Source organism: Ideonella flava, from assembly GCF_051857595.1.
Classification (GTDB): Bacteria; Pseudomonadota; Gammaproteobacteria; order Burkholderiales; family Burkholderiaceae_C; genus Ideonella.
This window is the reverse complement of sequence record NZ_JBPZHD010000003.1, coordinates 23,286-41,489: the sequence shown is the minus strand read 5'-3', so window position 1 is coordinate 41,489 and position 18,204 is coordinate 23,286. Positions and strand designations below refer to the sequence as shown.

Below are 18,204 nucleotides of genomic sequence, written 5' to 3'. Positions count from 1 at the left end.
GCGGCGCGTTGCTCGGTCAGCGGCCTCATGCAGCCGCGCTGCTTTTCAAGGAGAAAGTTTTGAACCGACACACCATCGCCTTGCTGGCCGCGTCGCTCGCGCTGCTGGCGCCCGTCGTCTCGTACTCGCAGACGTCGACGCCGCCCGCCCCGCCCATCCAGCCGCCGGCCACGCCCACTGCTCCGCCGTCGTCGATGACGACGACGCCCGGAGCCAAGCCGCACCGCATGGGGGCCGACAAGTTCGCCGCGATCGACACCAACCACGACGGCGCCATCAGCCGCGAAGAGGCGGCCGCGGCCCCCAACCTGGCCGGCAAGTTCGACGAGATCGACGCCGACCACGACGGCCGCGTCCTGCCGGCGGAGCTCAAGGCCTATGCCAAGACGCACCGCGGCACCGAGGCCAAGGCCGCCGGCAAGGTCGGCAAGGACCTGATGTCGTTGGACGCCAACCACGACGGCATCATCACTCGGGATGAAGTCGCCGCCAATCCAAAGGCGATGAAGCGCTTCGAGGCGGCCGACGCCGACCATGACGGCCGCGTGACGGCCGACGAAATGGCCGCCATGCGCGGTCGCTGACCGGCGCCGGCCGGGTTGCGGCCCGGCAGGGGGCAAGGGCCGCCAATGGCGGCAATTCCCCCCACTTTTGGATGACTTGCAACCGCGGCGGCAGGCCTATGATGGGACACCATGATCTCGATGCAGGGTGTCCCGTCGGTCCTGATCGCGAAGAACCAGTCCTGGGTTCGCAAGCAGGCACAGGCGCTGGTACGCCATCTGCCGGCCAATGTCGAACGGGCTGACCTGATCCAGGTCGGGCTGATCGCCGTCGCCCAGGCTGCCGTCAGCTTCGAGTGGGAGGGCGACCGCGACAGCCCTGAGGCACAGGAAGCCTTCGTACGCTACGCCCGCATGCGCGTGAAGGGCGCCATGCTGGACGAACTGCGCCAGATGGATTTCCTCAGCCGAGGCGAGCGCCGCAAGATCAAGGTCATCCAGATCGCGCGCGAGCGCCATCGCCAGGTGCATGGCGTCGAGCCGAACAACACCCAGCTGGCGGCCGCCACGGGCATGCCTGCCGAAGAGATCAACTCCCTGATGCAGGCCGACCAGATGGGCCGTCATCAGGTCAACCTCGATGGCGAGGACAGCGACGAGGGCGGGGACCACAGCCACCGCTACCACCCCGCCACGCCGCAGGAAGAGGTCGAGGCCCGCGTCGACACCGGCATCGTGATGCGCCGCCTCGAGAGCTTCTTCGCCGACCTGCCCGAGCGCGAGCGCATGGTGATCGACGCCTACCTGGGCATCGGGCTCACGCCGCTGGAGGTCGCCAAGTCGCTCAAGGTCACGCCTTCGCGCGTCTCGCAGATCTACCACTCGGTGGTGCGCCGGGTGGCGATCCACTTCGGCAACGTGCCGAGCCGCGCGACGGATCGGTACCCCGACAAGTCGTCCGAGGAGTTCGCCGAGCTGATGCGCCAGCGCGAGGCCGATCTGCACCAGACGCCGCAGGACGCCTGGAACGAGATGATGGAGACGGTGCTGAGCCGCCGTGGCCGCAGTGCGGACAAGCCCGCGCCGGGCGACGACGACTACATCGAGATCACGCCAACGACTCGCTGGGGCTGAGCGTCACCGGGTCATCTTCCAGGCACACGCGATTGCGTCCGCCGGCCTTGGCGGCGTAGAGCGCCCGGTCGGCGCGCTGGATGAGGCTGTCGATCGTGTCGTCGAGGCGGCACTGGGCGACGCCCAGACTCAAGGTGATCCGGCGCCCGGCACACTCCTTGTCGGCCGCCGCGCGGCGGATCCGCTCGGCCAGCTCGCCGGCCGCGGGCAGCGGCGTCGCCGCGGCCATGACCAGGAACTCTTCGCCGCCCCAGCGGCCCAGCCGGTCGGACAGCCGCAGTTGATCCTGCAGCCTGGCGGCCAGCTCGACCAGGGCACGGTCGCCCAGCGCATGCCCTCCGGAGTCATTGATCTGCTTGAAATGGTCGACGTCGATGAGGATCGCCGACATCGGCTGCGCGCCGCGTTGCACGAGGGAGCGCGCGGCCGCGAGATGGTCACTCAGCGCGCGCCGATTCAGCAGCCCGGTCAGCGGGTCGGTGGACGCGACCTGCTGCATGGTCTGCATCACCGCCTCGTTGCGGTAGTAGTCGGCTCGCAGCCGCGAGACCGCCAGCAGCACGATGACGTACACCACCTGCGCGACGGCCAGGTTGCTCATCATCGGTGCCAGCCAGGTCGGCCAGTGCAGCATGTCGCCTCTGTGCAGATGCCACAGGATCACGCCGAAGGTGCCGGCATAGACGGCGCCTGACAGGACCAGGGCGGCGCGCATCGTCAGGAAGACGAAAGCCGTGCCGTAGGCCATGGGCAGCCAGTACAGGTTGGTCAGCAGCTGGTATTCGTCCGGCGGCCCTACGCCGACGAACAGGATGTTGAACAGCGCGAACGGCGAGTAGGCGTTGAAGGACGCCACGGCGATCAACCGGGCCAGGTCGGCCCTTTGCGGCCACCAGGTCAGTAGCGCGGAGCACGTTCCGAGCGCAGCCAGCAGGCCAGGGTAGGCCCAGCGATCCCAGGTGGCCAGCTCGCCGCGCACCGCTTCCATCGCCCAGATCACGGTGATCGCCACGCAGCCGGCCAGCAGCAAGCCGCGCAGCATCGCGTGCTCGCGGCTCAGGGGGTGGCGACCGGCCTGGCGGGACATGCCCGATTGTCGGGCGGCCCGTCCGTCTGCAAGGCCCTGAACAGGCCGGTCAAAGTCCCGGAACCCGCGCGATCACATGCTGCGACGGTACTGCCCGCCGACCTCGAAAAGCGCCGAGGTGATCTGGCCGAGCGAACACACACGCACCGCGTCCATCAGGACCTCGAACACGTTGCGGTTCTCGATCACCGCGGCCTGAAGCCGCTTGAGAATTGCCGGCGCCTGGGCCGAATGGCGCTGTTGGAACTCGCCCAGGCGGTCCAGCTGGCTTTGCTTTTCCTCTTCGGTCGAGCGCGCCAGCTCGATGTGGTCGGACACCGGGTCGCCGTGCGGATTGCGGAAGGTGTTGACGCCGATGATGGGGTACTCGCCGGTGTGCTTGAGCATCTCGTAGTGCATCGACTCTTCCTGGATCTTGCTGCGCTGGTAGCCGGTCTCCATCGCACCCAGCACGCCGCCGCGCTCGGCGATCTTCTCGAACTCGGCCAGCACCGCCTCCTCGACCAGCTCGGTCAGCTCCTCGATCACGAAGGCGCCCTGGTTCGGGTTCTCGTTCTTCGCTAGGCCCCACTCGCGGTTGATGATGAGCTGGATCGCCATCGCGCGGCGCACCGACTCCTCCGTCGGCGTGGTGATCGCCTCGTCGTAGGCGTTGGTGTGCAGCGAGTTGCAGTTGTCGTAGATCGCGATCAGCGCCTGCAAGGTCGTGCGGATGTCGTTGAAGGCGATCTCCTGCGCGTGCAGGCTGCGGCCCGAGGTCTGGATGTGGTACTTCAACTTCTGCGAGCGCTCGTTGGCGCCGTACTTCTCCTTCATCGCCACCGCCCAGATGCGGCGCGCGACGCGGCCGAGCACGGTGTACTCCGGGTCCATCCCGTTGCTGAAGAAGAAGCTGAGATTGGGCGCGAAGTCGTCGATGTGCATGCCCCTCGCGAGGTACGCCTCGACGAAGGTGAAGCCGTTGCTCAGCGTGAAAGCCAGCTGCGAGATCGGGTTGGCCCCGGCTTCGGCGATGTGGTAGCCCGAGATCGACACCGAGTAGAAGTTGCGCACGTCGTGGTGCACGAAGTACTCGGCGATGTCGCCCATGACCTTCAGGCTGAACTCGGTGGAGAAGATGCAGGTGTTCTGGCCCTGGTCCTCCTTCAGGATGTCGGCCTGCACGGTGCCGCGCACATTGGCCAGCACCCATTCCTTGATCTTGGCGGCCTCGGTGTCGGTCGGCTCGCGCTGGTTGTCGGCGCGGAACTTGTCGAGCTGCTGGTCGACCGCGGTGTTCATGAACATCGCGAGGATGGTCGGCGCCGGGCCGTTGATCGTCATCGACACCGAGGTCGTCGGGCTGCACAGGTCGAAGCCGGAGTACAGCACTTTCATGTCGTCCAGCGTGGCGATGGAGACGCCGGAGTTGCCGACCTTGCCGTAGATGTCGGGCCGCGGGGCCGGGTCGGCGCCGTACAGCGTCACCGAGTCGAAGGCCGTCGACAAGCGCTTGGCCGGCATGCCCTCGGAGACGAGCTTGAAGCGCCGGTTGGTGCGGAAGGCGTCGCCCTCGCCGGCGAACATGCGGGTCGGGTCCTCGCCCTCGCGCTTGAAGGCGAAGACGCCGGCGGTGTAGGGGAAGCTGCCCGGCACGTTGTCCAGCATCAGCCACTTGAGGATCTCGCCGTGGTCCTCGTAGCCGGGCAGCGCCACCTTGCGGATCTTCGACCCCGACAGCGTGGTGTGCACGAGCTGGGTGCGGACCTCCTTGTCCCGGATCTTCACCACGTACTCGTCGCCGGCGTAGGCCTTCACCATGTCGGGCCACTGCCCCAGCAGGCGCTTCGCATCGGCGTCGAGCCTGGCCTCCCTCAGCTCGGCCTGCTCGGCCAGTGCGTCGCGGGCCCGGTGCTTCTCGGGGATGGCCTCGTGCAGCATGCGGCTGGACTCGCGCAGCTGCTGGATCTCGCGCGCCAGGCGGGCCTGCGCGCGGGCGCGGGCCTTGTAGCCGCGCACGGTTTCGGAGATTTCGGCCAGGTAGCGCACGCGGGCCGGCGGCACGATGGGCGTCTGGTGGGTGCTGTGGCGCGTGTTCACGGTGGGCAGGCGACCCTCGCCCAGCGGCAGTCCGAGCGCGCCCAGGCGAACCTTCAGGGCCTGGTAGAGCGCCGTCACGCCATCGTCGTTGAAGCGGCTGGCCATGGTGCCGAAGACCGGCATCTGGTCAGCCGAGGTGGTGAAGGCCTCGCGGTTGCGCTGCACCTGCTTGCTCACGTCGCGCAGCGCATCGGCCGCGCCCTTGCGGTCGAACTTGTTGATGGCCACGAACTCGGCGAAGTCGAGCATGTCGATCTTCTCGAGCTGGCTGGCGGCGCCGAATTCCGGCGTCATCACGTACATCGGCACGTCGACCATCGGCACGATGGCCGCATCGCCCTGGCCTATGCCCGAGGTCTCGACAATGACCAGGTCGAAGCCGGCGGCGCGGCAGGCGGCGATCACGTCGGGCAGGGCCGCCGAGACCTCGCTGCCGGTGTCGCGCGTGGCCAGGCTGCGCACGTAGACGCGGTGGCCCTGTGACCAGGGGCCGATGGCGTTCATGCGGATGCGGTCACCCAGAAGCGCGCCGCCGCTCTTGCGGCGCGAAGGGTCGATCGAGATGACGGCGATCCGCAGGGTGTCGTCCTGGTCCAGCCTCAGTCGGCGGATGAGCTCGTCGGTGAGGCTGGACTTGCCGGCGCCGCCGGTACCAGTGATGCCCAGCACGGGGGCCGGATGGGTCTTGGCCGCCTCGTGGATCGCCTGGACGAAGCCTTCGTCGGCCCGGCCGTTCTCGAGCGCCGTGACGGCCTGGGCGAGCGCACGCCAGGCGGCCTCGGTGTGGCCCTGGATAGCCTCCACGCGCTTGGGCGCATGAACCGACAGGTCGGCGTCGGCGCGCATGACCATCTCGCCGATCATGCCCTGCAAGCCCATGCGCTGGCCGTCTTCCGGGCTGTAGATGCGCACGCCCAGGTCGGCCAGCGCGCGGATCTCGGCCGGCACGATGACGCCGCCGCCGCCCCCGAAGACCTGGATGTGGGCACCGCCGCGGGAGCGCAGCAGCTCCACCATGTAGGCGAAATACTCGTTGTGCCCGCCCTGGTAACTGGACACCGCGATGGCCTGGGCGTCCTCCTGCAGCGCTGCGGTCACGACCTCGTCGACCGAGCGGTTGTGTCCGAGGTGGACCACTTCCGCCCCCATGCCCTGCAGGATGCGCCGCATGATGTTGATCGCGGCGTCATGGCCGTCGAACAGCGACGCGGCGGTGACGAAGCGCACCTTGTTCGTCGGGCGGTAGGCGGCCAGGGCCTTGAATTCGGCGGACAGGTCGGTCATGGTGGGCTCGGCGGAGGCTGGGTTGATTGACGTTTACGTAAACGTCAATTGTGCATGAAGGGCGGGAGCTTGTCGGCAGTCTGGCACTGCCTCGCGGGCAGCGACGCGGGTTTTCCCCGGGTCCGCCTGACGCCGCCGCGACTGTTACCCTGCGCCACCATGAGCTTCCTGGCCATCGACATAGGCAACACCCGGCTGAAGTGGGCGCTGTATTCATCGCCGCAGCCCGGCGCGGCGTTGCTGTCGCATGGCGCGTCCTTCCTCGAGACCATCGACGAGCTCGCCGACAGGGAATGGAAGGTGCTCGGCGCGCCGCGCAGCATGCTCGGCTGCGTGGTGGCCGGCGAGGCGGTGCGCCGCCGGGTCGAGGAGCAGCTGGAGCTATGGGACCTGACGCCGCGCTGGGTCGTGCCCTCGGCCCACGAGGCGGGCGTGACCAACGGCTACGACCACCCGGCACGCCTGGGCGCGGATCGCTGGGTCGCCATGATCGGTGCCCGCGGCCACGTGCTGGCTCGTGGTCCCGCCCGGCCGGTGCTGGTGGTGATGATCGGCACCGCGGTGACGGTGGATGCGCTGGACGGCGATGGCAAGTTCCTGGGTGGCCTGATCCTCCCCGGGCACGGCATCATGCTGCGCGCCCTCGAAAGCGGGACGGCGGGCCTGCGGGTGCCCACCGGCGAAGTGCGACGCTTCCCGGCCAACACCTCGGATGCACTGACCAGCGGCGGCACCTACGCCATCACCGGGGCCATCGAGCGCATGCACCGGCACCTGTCCGGCCTGTGCGGCGAGGAGCCGGTGGTGCTCGTCACCGGCGGTGCGGGCTGGAAGGTCGCGCCCTACATCGACCACCCGCACGAGCTGATCGATTCACTGATCTTCGACGGCCTGCTGCACATCCAGTCGCACCGCCTGGCGCTGTAGCACGGCTGCCGCCGGCAGCGCCTCGCGCAGGGCGGCCATGTCCCGCCGCAGCGCGGCCATCTCGCGTCGCATGTCGCGCAGGATCTGGCGTTCGATGCGGCGCTCCTCGGTTTCTATCCAGCGCGCCGCGATCGCCGCCGTGACCAGCGAAAGCACGCCGTAGCCCAGCAGCACCACGAACACGGCAAAGATGCGGGAGGCCGGCGTGGTCGGCACCAGGTCGCCGTAGCCCACCGTCGCGGCGGTGGTGAAGGCGAGCCACAGTCCGCTGGCCAGGTCGGGCGTGGTCGGCTCGAGCAGGCGGAACCCCACGCCACAAGCGCCCAGCACGGCCAGTGACGTCAGCAACAGGTAGCCCAGTCCGCCGCGATTGATGAGGTGCTGGACCGTCCACACCATGCGGGCCAGGGTGAGGAATGCCACGCCGAGGCGTGCGCTCAGGGCGATCGACGAATGCTCGCTGCTCGGCAGCGCCGCCGACATCAGCAGGCCGGCGATCAGCAACACGTCGGTGGCGTTGGCGCGCAGGTGCGTCAGGGCTGCGCCGGAGACGATCGCCACGTGGCCCAGGGCCGCCGCGAGAGTGCAGGCTGCGGCGACGTAGAGCGCCACCGCGACGGACGATGGCGTCTGCGGCAGCAGGTCGACGTAGAACGCGGGAATGGTGGCGACCAGCGCCAGGAGCAAGGGCCAGCGCCAACGCCTTTCCACGCGGGCGGCGCGTTGGTTCTCGCGCGGCGCCCTCAGCAGGCCCCAGCGCGCCGGGGCGCCGCCGAAGGCGTGGGTATCCAGTGACAGGCGGCGCCAGCTCATCCCCGCAGGCTAGCCGCGCCGCCGGCCGCACCCTTGATGCGGCTCAAGTCCCGGCGCAGCAGGCCTGCGGGCCTCAGAGGATGTAGCGCGAGAGGTCTTCGTTGCGGGCCAGCTCGCCCAGCTTGGCCGAGACGGCCGCGCCGTCCAGCGTCACCGTCTGGCCGCTGCGCTGCGGCGCGTCGAAGCTCAGTTCGTCGAGCAGGCGCTCCAGCACGGTCGCCAGGCGGCGGGCACCTATGTTCTCTGTGCGCTCGTTCACCTCGTAGGCGATCTCGGCCAGCCGGTGGATGGCATCGGAGGTGATCTCCAGCGTCACGCCCTCCGTAGCCAACAGTGCGACGTACTGCTGGATCAGGTTGGCCTGCGTGCTGCCGAGAATGGCTTCGAAGTCGGCCACCGACAAGGCCTGCAGCTCCACCCGGATCGGGAAGCGGCCCTGCAGCTCGGGGATCAGGTCGCTCGGCTTGGAAAGGTGGAAGGCGCCCGAGGCGATGAACAGGATGTGGTCGGTCCTCACCATGCCGTGCTTGGTGTTGACCGTCGTGCCTTCCACGAGCGGCAGCAGGTCGCGCTGCACGCCCTGGCGCGACACGTCGGCGCCCTGGGTGTTGGTGCGCGCGGCGACCTTGTCGATCTCGTCGATGAAGACGATGCCGTTCTGCTCGGCGTTGGCCAGGGCCTTGGCGCGCAGGTCCTCGTCGTTGACGAGCTTGGAGGCCTCCTCCTCGGTGAGCACTTTCAGCGCCTCGGCGATGCGCAGTTTGCGGGTGGTCTTGCGGGCCGGGCCCATCTGGGTGAACAGGCCCTTGAGCTGCTCGGCCATCTCCTCCATGCCGGGCGGGGTCATGATGTCCATGCCCGGGCGGGCCTCGGACAACTCGAGCTCGATCTCCTTGTCGTCGAGCGAGCCTTCGCGCAGGCGCTTGCGCATCACCTGGCGCGCCGTCGAGTCACTGGCGTCCTCCATGCCGCCGCTGCCGAAGCCGACGTGGCGCGGCGGAGGCACCAGGATGTCGAGCACGCGATCCTCGGCAGCCTCCTCGGCGCGCGTGCGGGCCCTGGCCAGCGCGGTCGCTCGTTCCTGCTTGATGGCCACCTCCACCAAGTCGCGCACGATGGAATCCACGTCCTTGCCGACGTACCCGACCTCGGTGAACTTGGTGGCCTCGACCTTGATGAAAGGCGCGTCGACCAGCTTGGCCAGCCGGCGGGCGATTTCGGTCTTGCCCACGCCGGTGGGGCCGATCATCAGGATGTTCTTGGGCGTGATCTCGGCACGCAGCGTCGGCTCCACCTGCTGGCGGCGCCAGCGGTTGCGCAGGGCGATCGCGACGGCGCGCTTGGCCTCGGCCTGGCCGACGATGTGGCGGTCGAGCTCGGAAACGATCTCGCGCGGGGTCATGCTCATCGGAGGTGCCTCAATCGAGGGTCTCGATCGTGTGGTTCTGGTTGGTGTAGATGCAGATGTCGCCGGCGATCTCCAGCGAGCGCTTGACGATGTCGACCGCACTCATCTCGCTGTGTGCGAGCAGCGCCCGCGCGGCCGCCTGTGCAAAGGGGCCGCCCGAGCCGATGGCGACCAGGCCGTGCTCCGGCTCCAGCACGTCGCCATTGCCGGTGATGATGAGCGAGGCGTCGCGGTCGGCCACGGCCAGCATGGCCTCGAGGTTGCGCAGCACCTTGTCGGTCCGCCAGTCCCGGGTGAGTTCGATGGCGGCGCGCACCAGGTGGCCGGAATGCTTGTCGAGCTTGGCCTCGAAGCGTTCAAAGAGGGTGAAGGCGTCGGCCGTGGCGCCGGCAAAGCCGGCCAGCACCTTGTCGTGATGCAGCCGGCGCACCTTGCGCGCGCTGGACTTGACGACGGTATTGCCGAGGGTGACCTGGCCGTCGCCGCCCAGAGCGACCTGCCAGCGCCCGTCCGGCAGGCGGCGACGCGCGCTCAGGATCGTGGTGCCGTGATAGGAATCCATGGAGTGTTCGATCTCAGTTCGAAGCGCGAGCATGCCACGCTGCACATGGCGCCGTCCCGCCTCCGTTCAAGGCGCCGATGCATCTGACGCCCGCTTGCACCGCCATCTTCACGGGCGTGCGCGGATCCGGCTTGGCCGGTCCGCTGCGCGAGCCCCTCGGGGGGCAGCCCCTGGCAAGGGGCGTGGGGGCTCCATTTCACGAGCCCCCTCCAGGGGGCAGCCCCTGGCAAGGGGCGCGGGGGCTTCGTCTACGCCTGCCGTAGCTGGGTCGAGACGTGTTCGCTGATGCCCATCGCGCCGAACATCAGCGCGACCAGCCGGTTGACGTCGAAGAAGGTGACCTGCCGCCCTTCGGCCCGCTTGGCGATGACCCAGTTCAGCAGGTCGCCGGCGGCGACGAAATCGACGCGGATCAGCAGCGCACAGCAGATGCGCACCACCTTCGAGTCACCCAGGCGCTGGTCCAGGTGCTGCAGCAGCGCCCCCTGGTCGCCTGCCAACTGGCCCGATATTTCCAGGGTGGTGACGGCGACCTCGCCGCTGCCGTCGTCCAGGATGGAGGTGCTGACATCGCCGACCGAGGACAGGATCGCCGAGCGCGTGTTGGCCGACGGGCCGCTGATCCGCACGGTGCAACGCGCAGGCTCCCAGCTGGGCGGAGACACCTCGTAGGTGACGCAGTAGTCGATCGCGACATCGTCGAACTGGTCGGGCCGATTCACCAGGCGCAGGGCGTCCAGCCGCATCAGCCAGAAGGCCGGATCGGCGTCCCGCACGCCGACGGGCGCGGCTTCCTGCAGCACGTCGAACAGCTTGTCGGCCGCCAGCCAGCGCATGGCGAGCTTCTCGCCGGCCCATTGCTGGAACTGCTGCCGGAGCGCGGCTGCCGCTGCGGGCTCTATGCGCTTGAGGTGGGTCCAGTCCAGCACCCAGGGCTGCGGCAACTGCAGGAGCTGGGAGGCCAGCTGCGACAGCCCCTCGGTGTCGAGGCGGGGCGGGCAGACCCAGCCGACCTGCCCGTTGTCATTGCCGGCGGCACGCTGCGGTGCGGTCGCGTCGGCCAGCAACTTGGGCAGCGAATACCACTGCGGAGGCGAACGGTCGCAGCGCTCGGCGAACTCCAGCGACAAGCTGTCGAAACGCTGTTGCTGGCCGGTGGCCCGGTACAGGTCGAAGAGCACCAGCCAGGTGTCCTCGTGGCGCTCTCTAGGCGCGCCCGCACTGGTCATCTGCACGAGCACGTGCTCGCTGTGGGCGAAATCCGCGTTGGCGAACGAGATCACGGCCTCGTCCAGCTCGGGGTCGTGCTTGATCTCCAGCACCTCGACCTCGGGCAGCTCGGCGGCCACCAGGCGACCTGCGGCCGGGCGAGGCGAGGGCGCCGCAGCGGCCGGCGCCGGCGCCTTGGGCTTCTCAGGTTCCGGGGTCGGCTCGAAGTCGAACGCCAGCGGTGGCAGCTCGCGCGGGGCCGGCGTTGCCGGGCTCGGAACAGGGCTGAGCGCGGGCGGTGCCGGGGGCGTCGGCTCCACGACGCCCGCCATGGGCGCTGTCATTGGGCGAGGGCCGGCCGCGCCAGGTGGGCGCAGCGGCTCGTGGCGCAGGTCCAGCGGCACGGTCGCCTCCGGATCCAGCGGGTGGGTGAGCACTGGCGGCGGCACCCGCAGATGGGCCGGTGCCGTCGGCGCGCCGGAAGTGGGCACGGCAGCCTGGCCCGCCAGCGGTGCAGGACGCGACGGCACCATCGGTGCGATGCCGACCATCTGCTTCTCGATGGCGTCAATCTTGGCCTTGACGGTGCCGTCGGCCAGGCCCGAGGGCCGGCTGGAGCGGGCGTCGGCCTCGTCCAGGTTGGCATTGGCGAGCGCCGCGGCTTGCTCGGGCGTCAGGCCCTCGCGGCGGATGCGGCGCAGCATGTCGAGCTCGCGCTTGCGCACGAAATCGTTGCGGCGCTTGCGCTCGATCATCGCCTTCAGTTCGGCGCGATCGGAATCGTCGAACTGGCTGAGGCGGCTGTCCTCGGCGCGCTGGATCAGGTCCCGCGCCGGGCCGGCGATCGAGCGCACGACGCGGCGCAGAATGCCTTCACCACCATCGTTGCCGTTCGACATGAGGACTGCTGGGGACTGTCGGGACAGCGGGTGTCAGTCGCCGAACATCTTCTGCTTCATCTCGCGGCGCTGCTGCGCTTCGAGGGAGAGGGTGGCGGTCGGACGGGCCAGCAGGCGGCCCAGGCCGATGGGCTCGCCCGTCTCGTCGCAGTAGCCGTAGTCGCCGGCCTCGATCCGGCCCAGCGACTGGGAGATCTTCTTCAGCAGCTTGCGTTCGCGGTCGCGCGTGCGCAGCTCCAGCGCGTGCTCCTCCTCGATCGTGGCGCGATCGGCAGGATCGGGCACGATGGAGGTGTCTTCGCGCAGGTGCTCGGTCGTCTCGCCGGCATTGGAGAGCAGGGCGTCCTTTTGCTCCTGCAGCCGGTTGCGGAAGAACTCGAGCTGCTTCTCGTTCATGTACTCGGACTCGGGCATCGCCAACAGCTCGGCCTCGGTCAGGTCGCGGCCGGATTTGGTCTTCCAGGCATTGGCGAGCTTCGGGTCCGCCTTGGCGGCGGTCTTCACGGCGTTCATCGGTTCAGGGTAGGTCTTGGTCGTCGGCTTCGCAGGGGCGAAGCGGTCGGTGAAACTGGCGGTGGACGGTGTGGGCGCATGGGCCCGGGTCGGGGCGGGCGCATCGCTTGGCAGTTTGGCGGGTGCTGCCTTGGCCGTGGTGGGCTTGGGAGGCGCTTCGGCGGCGGATTTCACACTGTCGGCCTTCGTGGAGGGCGCCTTGGCGGCAGGTTTCGGTGCGGCGGCGGGCTTTTTGGCGCTCTCCTTCTCGGCGATGGCGCTCTTGGCCGGGGTCTTGCTGCTCACGATCCGTCTCCTCACCACGTGGCACGGGATATGGCGGTTATACCCCTTGGGCGGGGTAGCTTGTGGTGCAACCGCCACGTTTTGGGCGCGCGGATTGTAGCCATGCCTCGCACCGGCGACGCCATGGTCAGGCCACGCAGCCCTCCAGGCCTTGCACCAGGATGTCCTTCGGCAGATCGATGCCGATGAAGACCATCTTGCTGGTCTTTTTCTCGCCCGGTGCCCACTTGGGGCCCAGATCGCTGCCCATCAGTTGGTGCACGCCCTGGAAGATGACCTTCCGATCGCTGCCCTTGAGGTGCAGAACGCCCTTGTAGCGGAGCATCTTCGGGCCGTAGACCTGCACGATGGCGCCCAGGAAATCCTCCAGCTTGGCGGGATTCAGCGGCTTGTCGGCACGGAAGACGAAGGACTTCACGTCATCGTCGTGGTGGTGGTGGTGCGGGTGGTCGCAATGCTCGCCGTGCTCGTGCTCGTGGTCATGATCATGGGCATGGCCGTCGTTCTCGAGGAACTCGGGGTCGATGTCGAGCTTGGCATTGAGGTTGAAGCCCTTGAGGTCGAACACCGACGACAGGGGCACGTCACCGAAGTTCACGCGGCGCTGCGGGGCGCGCGGGTTCATGTGCTTGAGGCGGTGAACCAGGTCATCGACCGCGACCTCGTCGACCAGGTCGGTCTTGCTGATGAAGATCTGGTCGGCGAAGCCGACCTGGCGGCGGGCCTCCTGGCGGGTGTCGAGCTGGTCGTTGGCATGCTTGGCATCGACCAGCGTGAGGATGGAATCCAGGAGGTAGCTCTCGGCCACCTCGTCGTCCATGAAGAAGGTCTGCGCCACCGGACCCGGGTCGGCCAGGCCGGTGGTCTCGATCACCACCCGCTCGAAATCCAGCTCGCCCTTGCGGCGCCGGGCCGCCAGGTCGGCCAGCGTCGAGCGCAGATCCTCGCGGATGGTGCAGCAGACGCAGCCGTTGCTCATCTGGATCACCTGCTCCTTGCCTTCGGTGACCAGGATCTCGGTGTCGATGTTCTCCTCGCCGAACTCGTTCTCGATGACGGCGATCTTCTGGCCGTGCGCCTCGGTCAGGACCCGCTTGAGCAGGGTCGTCTTGCCGGAGCCGAGGAAGCCGGTGAGGATGGTGGCGGGGATGAGGGACATGGTGGGGCGAGGGGGTGGAGTGGATGCTTTCGGCAACGCGGCCAGCCCCTGGCGACGATGCGGGGCCTGGACTCTGAAACAGCGGCGGGGCCCTGTCAAGCCCGGGGCATGACATTCTGGCCCGGTGAAAGTGGGGCCGCCGGCGGCCGATTCAAGCCCGGCCCATCAGGTATCCTTGACCTTCCGTCATTTGCGGCACCGTCGTGTCCGATCCCCAGCCAACCCGGCCCGCCGGCCCGACCCGCAAGGGCGCCGCCACGCACCATCATCGCGGCCATCCCGCCGACGCGCCCGAGAAAGCCGACAAGCGCACCCTGTTCGAGCGACTGGTCGAGTTCATCTCGCCCGGCCCGGATTCCAAGGACGAGCTGATCGAGACCCTGGCCGAGGCCGAGCAGCGCGAGCTGATCGAGCCGCAGTCGCGTGCCATGCTGGAGGGTGTGCTCCGCATGGCCGACATGGCGGCCGGCGACGTGATGGTCGCGGCGCCGAGGATGGATCTGCTGGACATCGAGGCTCCCTACGACGAGCTGCTGGCCGTGGTCATCGACACCGGCCACTCCCGCTTCCCGGTCACCGAGGGCTCGCGCGACAACATCATCGGCATCCTTCTGGCCAAGGACCTGCTCAAGCTGCAGCGCGCGCCCGAGCTGAACCTGCGCACGCTGCTCAGGCCGGCCGTGTTCGTGCCGGAGAGCAAGGGCCTGAACGAGCTGCTGCGCGACTTCCGCACCAACCGCAACCATCTGGCGATCGTGATCGACGAGTTCGGCAACACCGCCGGGCTGCTCACCATCGAGGACGTGCTGGAAGAGATCGTCGGCGAGATCGAGGACGAGTTCGACGAGGCGGATGCGACCGATGCGGTCTACACCCTCGCCGACGGCAGCCATCGGGTGGCCGGCGACGCCTCCATCGCCTCCATCAACGAGGCCTTCGGCGTCGCGCTGCCGGACGAGGATTTCGACACCATCGGCGGGCTGATCGCCCATCAGCTGGGTCGTGTGCCTCGGAGAGGCGAATCGGTCGAGGTGGCCAACCTCAGCTTCTCGGTGATGCTCACGCGTGGCGGTGCGGTGCGCTGGTTCAAGGTGCAGCGCCTGCCCAAGCCGGCCGACGCGGCCGAAGCCGAGGCGTGAGGCGCCCCGGCTTGTGGGGGCCGGCGCTGCTGGCCTCGGGGGCGCTTCATACGGCGTCCTTCGCACCTCTGGGCTGGTGGCCCCTGCAGATCGCGGCGCTCGTGCTGCTGGTCCTCGGCGTTCAAGGGGCCACGCCCCGTCAAGCCGCCTGGAGAGGGTTCGCCTTCGGCATGGGCTGGCTGGTGTCCGGGCTTTGGTGGCTCTATATCAGCATGCATGACTACGGCGGCCTGCCGGCGCCCCTGGCGGCCCTGGCGGTCGTCGTGCTCGCGGCGGTGCTGTCCCTGTATTTCGCCGGGGCCATGGCGTTGTGCGCATGGTTGCGCACCGGCCGGCCGATGTTGGACGTCCCCGCCTTCGCGGCCTGCTGGCTGCTGGCCGAGCTGGCGCGGGCCCAGTGGTTCACCGGTTTTCCCTGGGTCGCCTCGGGTTATGCCCACAGCGACGGTCCGCTGGCCGCGCTCGCCCCCTGGGTGGGGGTCTACGGGATGGGCGCGGTGGCGGCCTTGCTGGCGGCCGCCATTGCAAGCCTGGTGCGCCCGCTCGCGGGTCGGCGCCCCGCCTGGGTGCCGCTGGCCGCGGCCCTCGTGGTGGTGGCTGCTCCCTGGGTGGCTCCGCGTGAATTCAGCCAGACCACCGGGCGCCTTCGCGTGAGCCTGCTGCAGCCCAACGTCCCGCAAGACCTCAAGTTCGATCCCGAGCGCATCGCCTCCGACATGGCGGCGCTGCAACTGCAATTGCAAGCCGCCCGCGGCGATCTCGTCGTCACTCCGGAGTCCGTGCTGCCGGTTCCGCGGGATCGGCTCGACGATGCCTATTGGCGGCAGCTCATCGCGCCCTTCCGCAGCGGCACGAGGGCCGCGCTGATCGGGACGTTCCTCGGCAATGAACAGGAGGGCTACGTGAACTCGCTGGTCGGCGTGTCGGCCGCCGGCGACGGCTATGCCTACGGCAAGCGCCACCTCCTGCCCTTCGGCGAGTACGTGCCGCCGGGCTTCCGCTGGTTCGTCGACATGATGCAGATCCCCCTGGGCGACCAGGCCAGCGGCCGCAGCCAGGCGCCCTTCCTGGCGGGCGGCCAGCGGCTCCGGCCACTGATCTGCTATGAAAACCTGTTCGCCGAGGGGATGGTGGACAGCGCCGGCGAAGGTCCCGAGGCGGCGACCATCCTGGTCAACGTGAGCAACCTGGCCTGGTTCGGCCGGCACATGGTGCAGGCGCAGGACCTGCAGTTCACCCGCTTGCGCGCGCTCGAATTCCAGCGGCCCGTGATCCGCGCAACCAACACCGGGGCGACGGCGGTGGTGGACCATGGCGGTCGCCTGTCCGCGCGGCTGGAGGCGGACACCTACGGCACCCTGGAGGCCGAGGTGGAGGGCCGCAGCGGCGCCACGCCCTATGCGCGCTGGCTGGGGCTGTGCGGCTTGTGGCCGCTGTGGGGCGTGGCCCTGGCGGTTCTGGTGGCGGCCAGGGCCGCGCCCTCGCTCGGTGCGCGCGGGCGCGGCCGCCAGGCTTGAGGCTTACTGGATCACCAGAGCGGTGTCGCCCAGCCACCCGGTGCTGACCGAGACGAGGCCGCCAAGCACCCGCACGGTGTTGTTGCCTGCGAGCAGACGAACCGGAACGGTGATGGACACCCGCACCCAGCCCGACGAGCCCGCGACGTTGTCCGGCGAGCAGAAGGCGTCGGACGAGCCGACGGTCGGTGCGACCACCACGCCGTTGACCTCGAGGTCCAGGTGCACCCAGCCCGAGTTGCTGTTCGCGCCGTTGTCGGCCGAGCATTCCGCCGAGTAGGTCAGCGAATAGGTGCCGGCCTTGGCGACGTTGAAGACCATGGACGTGCTGCCGCTGTCGTTGAGCGGGACGGGCGTTCCGTCTGCCGTGTAGGTGAAGTTGGTCGAGCGCGTGGCGCTGGCGAGGACCTTGGCCGAAGCGGCGCCGGCGGCCAGGGAAAGCAACAGGGCGGGGATCAGGGCATGGGCGAGTTTCATGATGGCTTCCTCGTGAAGGATGGGGAGGTGGCCCCGCCGGTCCGCCGCGCCGTGTCGACCCGCCGAGTGGCCTGTCGGGGTGTGAGGATGATCCGTATCCCGCCCCGCGCCGCGCATCCCGCCGCCTAGGTGGCGCCGCCCCGCAGGCAGGGGGCCGAGAACGAGGGGCGGCGACGGGCCCGCACGCCCTGCAACCGTAGAATCGCCCGTCGACCCTGGCCCGCGCGCCAGCCTCGTCGGCCCGGTTCGGCCCCGCGCTGCAGCCGCGCCGGCTCCACGTTCGAACCATGCTCACCTTTCAGCAACTGATCCTTCGCCTGCAGGACTACTGGGACGCGCAAGGCTGCGCGCTGCTGCAGCCCTACGACATGGAGGTCGGCGCGGGCACCAGCCACACTGCCACCTTCCTGCGGGCGCTCGGCCCGGAGCCCTGGAAGGCCGCCTACGTGCAGCCCAGCCGCCGGCCCAAGGACGGGCGCTACGGGCAGAACCCGAACCGGCTGCAGCACTACTACCAGTACCAGGTGGTCCTCAAGCCCGCCCCGGCCAACATCCTGGAGCTCTACCTCGGCTCGCTGCAGGCCCTGGGCTTCGACCTGCAGAAGAACGACGTCCGCTTCGTCGAGGACGATTGGGAGAACCCCACGCTCGGCTGCTGGGGCCTGGGCTGGGAGGTCTGGCTGAACGGCATGGAGGTGACGCAGTTCACCTACTTCCAGCAGGTCGGCGGCATCGATTGCAAGCCGGCGACCGGCGAGATCACCTACGGCCTCGAGCGCCTCGCGATGTACCTGCAGGGCGTGGAGAACGTCTACGACCTGCAGTACGCGCCCGGCATCAAGTACGGCGACGTGTTCCTGCAGAACGAGATCGAGCAGAGCACCTACAACTTCGAGCACTCGGACGTCGAGTTCCTGCTGCAGGCCTTCTCGGCTCACGAGAAGCAGAGCAAGTACCTGATGGACCAGCAGCTCGCCCTGCCGGCCTATGAGCAGCTGCTGAAGGCCGCCCACACCTTCAACCTGCTGGATGCACGCGGCGCGATCAGCGTGACCGAGCGTGCCGCCTACATCGGCCGCATCCGCAACCTGGCGCGTTCGGTGGCGCAGAGCTACTACGACAGCCGTGCCCGCCTGGGTTTCCCGCTCGCGCCCAGGGCATGGGCCGACGAAGTGATGGCGCAGATCGAGAAGAAGAAGGGCGCCTGAC

Annotated in this window: 15 protein-coding genes; 6 read left to right on the top strand and 9 right to left on the bottom strand. The window is 68.9% G+C overall.

The window, feature by feature from the left end:
* Positions 1–59: 59 nt before the first annotated feature.
* Together ACS5PM_RS07030 and ACS5PM_RS07025 are read left to right on the top strand one after the other, a co-directional pair.
* A complete protein-coding gene (locus tag ACS5PM_RS07030; RefSeq protein WP_439386888.1) occupies positions 60–584 on the top strand; it encodes an EF-hand domain-containing protein in 525 nt (174 codons plus the stop codon).
* A gap of 111 nt (positions 585–695) precedes the next feature.
* Positions 696–1,637 carry a sigma-70 family RNA polymerase sigma factor gene (locus tag ACS5PM_RS07025; protein ID WP_439386887.1) on the top strand — a complete coding sequence of 314 codons (942 nt, stop codon included), beginning with the start codon at positions 696–698 and terminating at the stop codon, positions 1,635–1,637.
* Here the strand turns inward: ACS5PM_RS07025 and ACS5PM_RS07020 are convergent.
* Positions 1,612–2,724, bottom strand: a complete 1,113-nt coding sequence (locus ACS5PM_RS07020) for a GGDEF domain-containing protein (RefSeq protein ID WP_439386886.1) — start codon at positions 2,722–2,724, stop codon at positions 1,612–1,614. The two genes, ACS5PM_RS07025 and ACS5PM_RS07020, sit on opposite strands and share 26 nt — an antisense overlap.
* A 72-nt stretch (positions 2,725–2,796) precedes the next feature.
* On the bottom strand, positions 2,797–6,087 hold the full coding sequence (gene icmF, locus ACS5PM_RS07015; protein ID WP_439386885.1) for a fused isobutyryl-CoA mutase/GTPase IcmF: 3,291 nt from the start codon (positions 6,085–6,087) through the stop codon (positions 2,797–2,799).
* Positions 6,088–6,246: 159 nt separating this feature from the next.
* Here icmF and ACS5PM_RS07010 point away from each other — a divergent pair, with 159 nt between their 5' ends.
* Complete coding sequence (locus ACS5PM_RS07010) at positions 6,247–7,014, top strand: type III pantothenate kinase (protein WP_439386884.1); 768 nt, start codon at positions 6,247–6,249, stop codon at positions 7,012–7,014.
* On the opposite strand, the gene ACS5PM_RS07005 is transcribed toward ACS5PM_RS07010, so the two are convergent.
* From ACS5PM_RS07005 to ACS5PM_RS06980, 6 genes are all read right to left on the bottom strand, one after another.
* A complete protein-coding gene (locus ACS5PM_RS07005; protein ID WP_439386883.1) occupies positions 6,961–7,827 on the bottom strand; it encodes a potassium channel family protein in 867 nt (288 codons plus the stop codon). The genes ACS5PM_RS07010 and ACS5PM_RS07005 overlap by 54 nt on opposite strands.
* A 73-nt stretch (positions 7,828–7,900) precedes the next feature.
* Positions 7,901–9,235 (bottom strand): ATP-dependent protease ATPase subunit HslU, encoded by a 1,335-nt coding sequence (gene hslU, locus ACS5PM_RS07000; protein WP_439386882.1) that lies wholly within the window; start codon positions 9,233–9,235, stop codon positions 7,901–7,903.
* A gap of 10 nt (positions 9,236–9,245) precedes the next feature.
* Positions 9,246–9,797: an ATP-dependent protease subunit HslV gene (hslV, locus tag ACS5PM_RS06995; protein WP_439386881.1), complete on the bottom strand. Its 552-nt coding sequence runs from the start codon at positions 9,795–9,797 to the stop codon at positions 9,246–9,248.
* 248 nt (positions 9,798–10,045) lie between these two features.
* Positions 10,046–11,905: a hypothetical protein gene (locus ACS5PM_RS06990; protein ID WP_439386880.1), complete on the bottom strand. Its 1,860-nt coding sequence runs from the start codon at positions 11,903–11,905 to the stop codon at positions 10,046–10,048.
* A 33-nt stretch (positions 11,906–11,938) separates the two neighbouring features.
* Positions 11,939–12,703 carry an RNA polymerase-binding protein DksA gene (dksA, locus tag ACS5PM_RS06985; protein ID WP_439386879.1) on the bottom strand — a complete coding sequence of 255 codons (765 nt, stop codon included), beginning with the start codon at positions 12,701–12,703 and terminating at the stop codon, positions 11,939–11,941.
* Positions 12,704–12,830: 127 nt separating this feature from the next.
* Entirely contained in the window at positions 12,831–13,862 is a 1,032-nt protein-coding gene (locus ACS5PM_RS06980) for a CobW family GTP-binding protein (protein ID WP_439386878.1), read from the bottom strand.
* Between the two features lie 203 nt (positions 13,863–14,065).
* On the opposite strand from ACS5PM_RS06980, the gene ACS5PM_RS06975 reads away from it, so the two are divergent.
* Together ACS5PM_RS06975 and lnt are read left to right on the top strand one after the other, a co-directional pair.
* Positions 14,066–15,001, top strand: a complete 936-nt coding sequence (locus tag ACS5PM_RS06975) for a CorC family transporter (RefSeq protein WP_439386877.1) — start codon at positions 14,066–14,068, stop codon at positions 14,999–15,001.
* The gene (gene lnt / locus ACS5PM_RS06970; protein ID WP_439386876.1) at positions 14,998–16,518 is read left to right on the top strand and encodes an apolipoprotein N-acyltransferase; all 1,521 of its coding nucleotides are present in this window, start codon (positions 14,998–15,000) and stop codon (positions 16,516–16,518) included. The genes ACS5PM_RS06975 and lnt overlap by 4 nt, the downstream gene beginning before the upstream one ends.
* Before the next feature lie 3 nt (positions 16,519–16,521).
* On the opposite strand, the gene ACS5PM_RS06965 is transcribed toward lnt, so the two are convergent.
* A complete protein-coding gene (locus ACS5PM_RS06965) occupies positions 16,522–16,995 on the bottom strand; it encodes a carbohydrate-binding protein (protein ID WP_439386875.1) in 474 nt (157 codons plus the stop codon).
* Between the two features lie 287 nt (positions 16,996–17,282).
* Here ACS5PM_RS06965 and glyQ point away from each other — a divergent pair, with 287 nt between their 5' ends.
* Positions 17,283–18,203: a glycine--tRNA ligase subunit alpha gene (glyQ, locus tag ACS5PM_RS06960; protein ID WP_439386874.1), complete on the top strand. Its 921-nt coding sequence runs from the start codon at positions 17,283–17,285 to the stop codon at positions 18,201–18,203.
* Position 18,204 lies beyond the last annotated feature (1 nt).

What these genes read in the sequence shown, in the direction of transcription:
- ACS5PM_RS06990 (WP_439386880.1), bottom strand. Translation starts at nt 11,905, where the DNA reads ATGTCGAACGGCAACGATGGTGGTGAAGGCATTCTGCGCCGCGTCGTG.
- ACS5PM_RS06980 (WP_439386878.1), bottom strand. Translation starts at nt 13,862, where the DNA reads ATGTCCCTCATCCCCGCCACCATCCTCACCGGCTTCCTCGGCTCCGGC.
- glyQ (WP_439386874.1), top strand. Translation starts at nt 17,283, where the DNA reads ATGCTCACCTTTCAGCAACTGATCCTTCGCCTGCAGGACTACTGGGAC.
- ACS5PM_RS07005 (WP_439386883.1), bottom strand. Translation starts at nt 7,827, where the DNA reads ATGAGCTGGCGCCGCCTGTCACTGGATACCCACGCCTTCGGCGGCGCC.
- ACS5PM_RS06965 (WP_439386875.1), bottom strand. Translation starts at nt 16,995, where the DNA reads ATGAAACTCGCCCATGCCCTGATCCCCGCCCTGTTGCTTTCCCTGGCC.
- icmF (WP_439386885.1), bottom strand. Translation starts at nt 6,087, where the DNA reads ATGACCGACCTGTCCGCCGAATTCAAGGCCCTGGCCGCCTACCGCCCG.
- ACS5PM_RS07025 (WP_439386887.1), top strand. Translation starts at nt 696, where the DNA reads ATGATCTCGATGCAGGGTGTCCCGTCGGTCCTGATCGCGAAGAACCAG.
- hslU (WP_439386882.1), bottom strand. Translation starts at nt 9,235, where the DNA reads ATGAGCATGACCCCGCGCGAGATCGTTTCCGAGCTCGACCGCCACATC.
- ACS5PM_RS07010 (WP_439386884.1), top strand. Translation starts at nt 6,247, where the DNA reads ATGAGCTTCCTGGCCATCGACATAGGCAACACCCGGCTGAAGTGGGCG.
- ACS5PM_RS07020 (WP_439386886.1), bottom strand. Translation starts at nt 2,724, where the DNA reads ATGTCCCGCCAGGCCGGTCGCCACCCCCTGAGCCGCGAGCACGCGATG.
- hslV (WP_439386881.1), bottom strand. Translation starts at nt 9,797, where the DNA reads ATGGATTCCTATCACGGCACCACGATCCTGAGCGCGCGTCGCCGCCTG.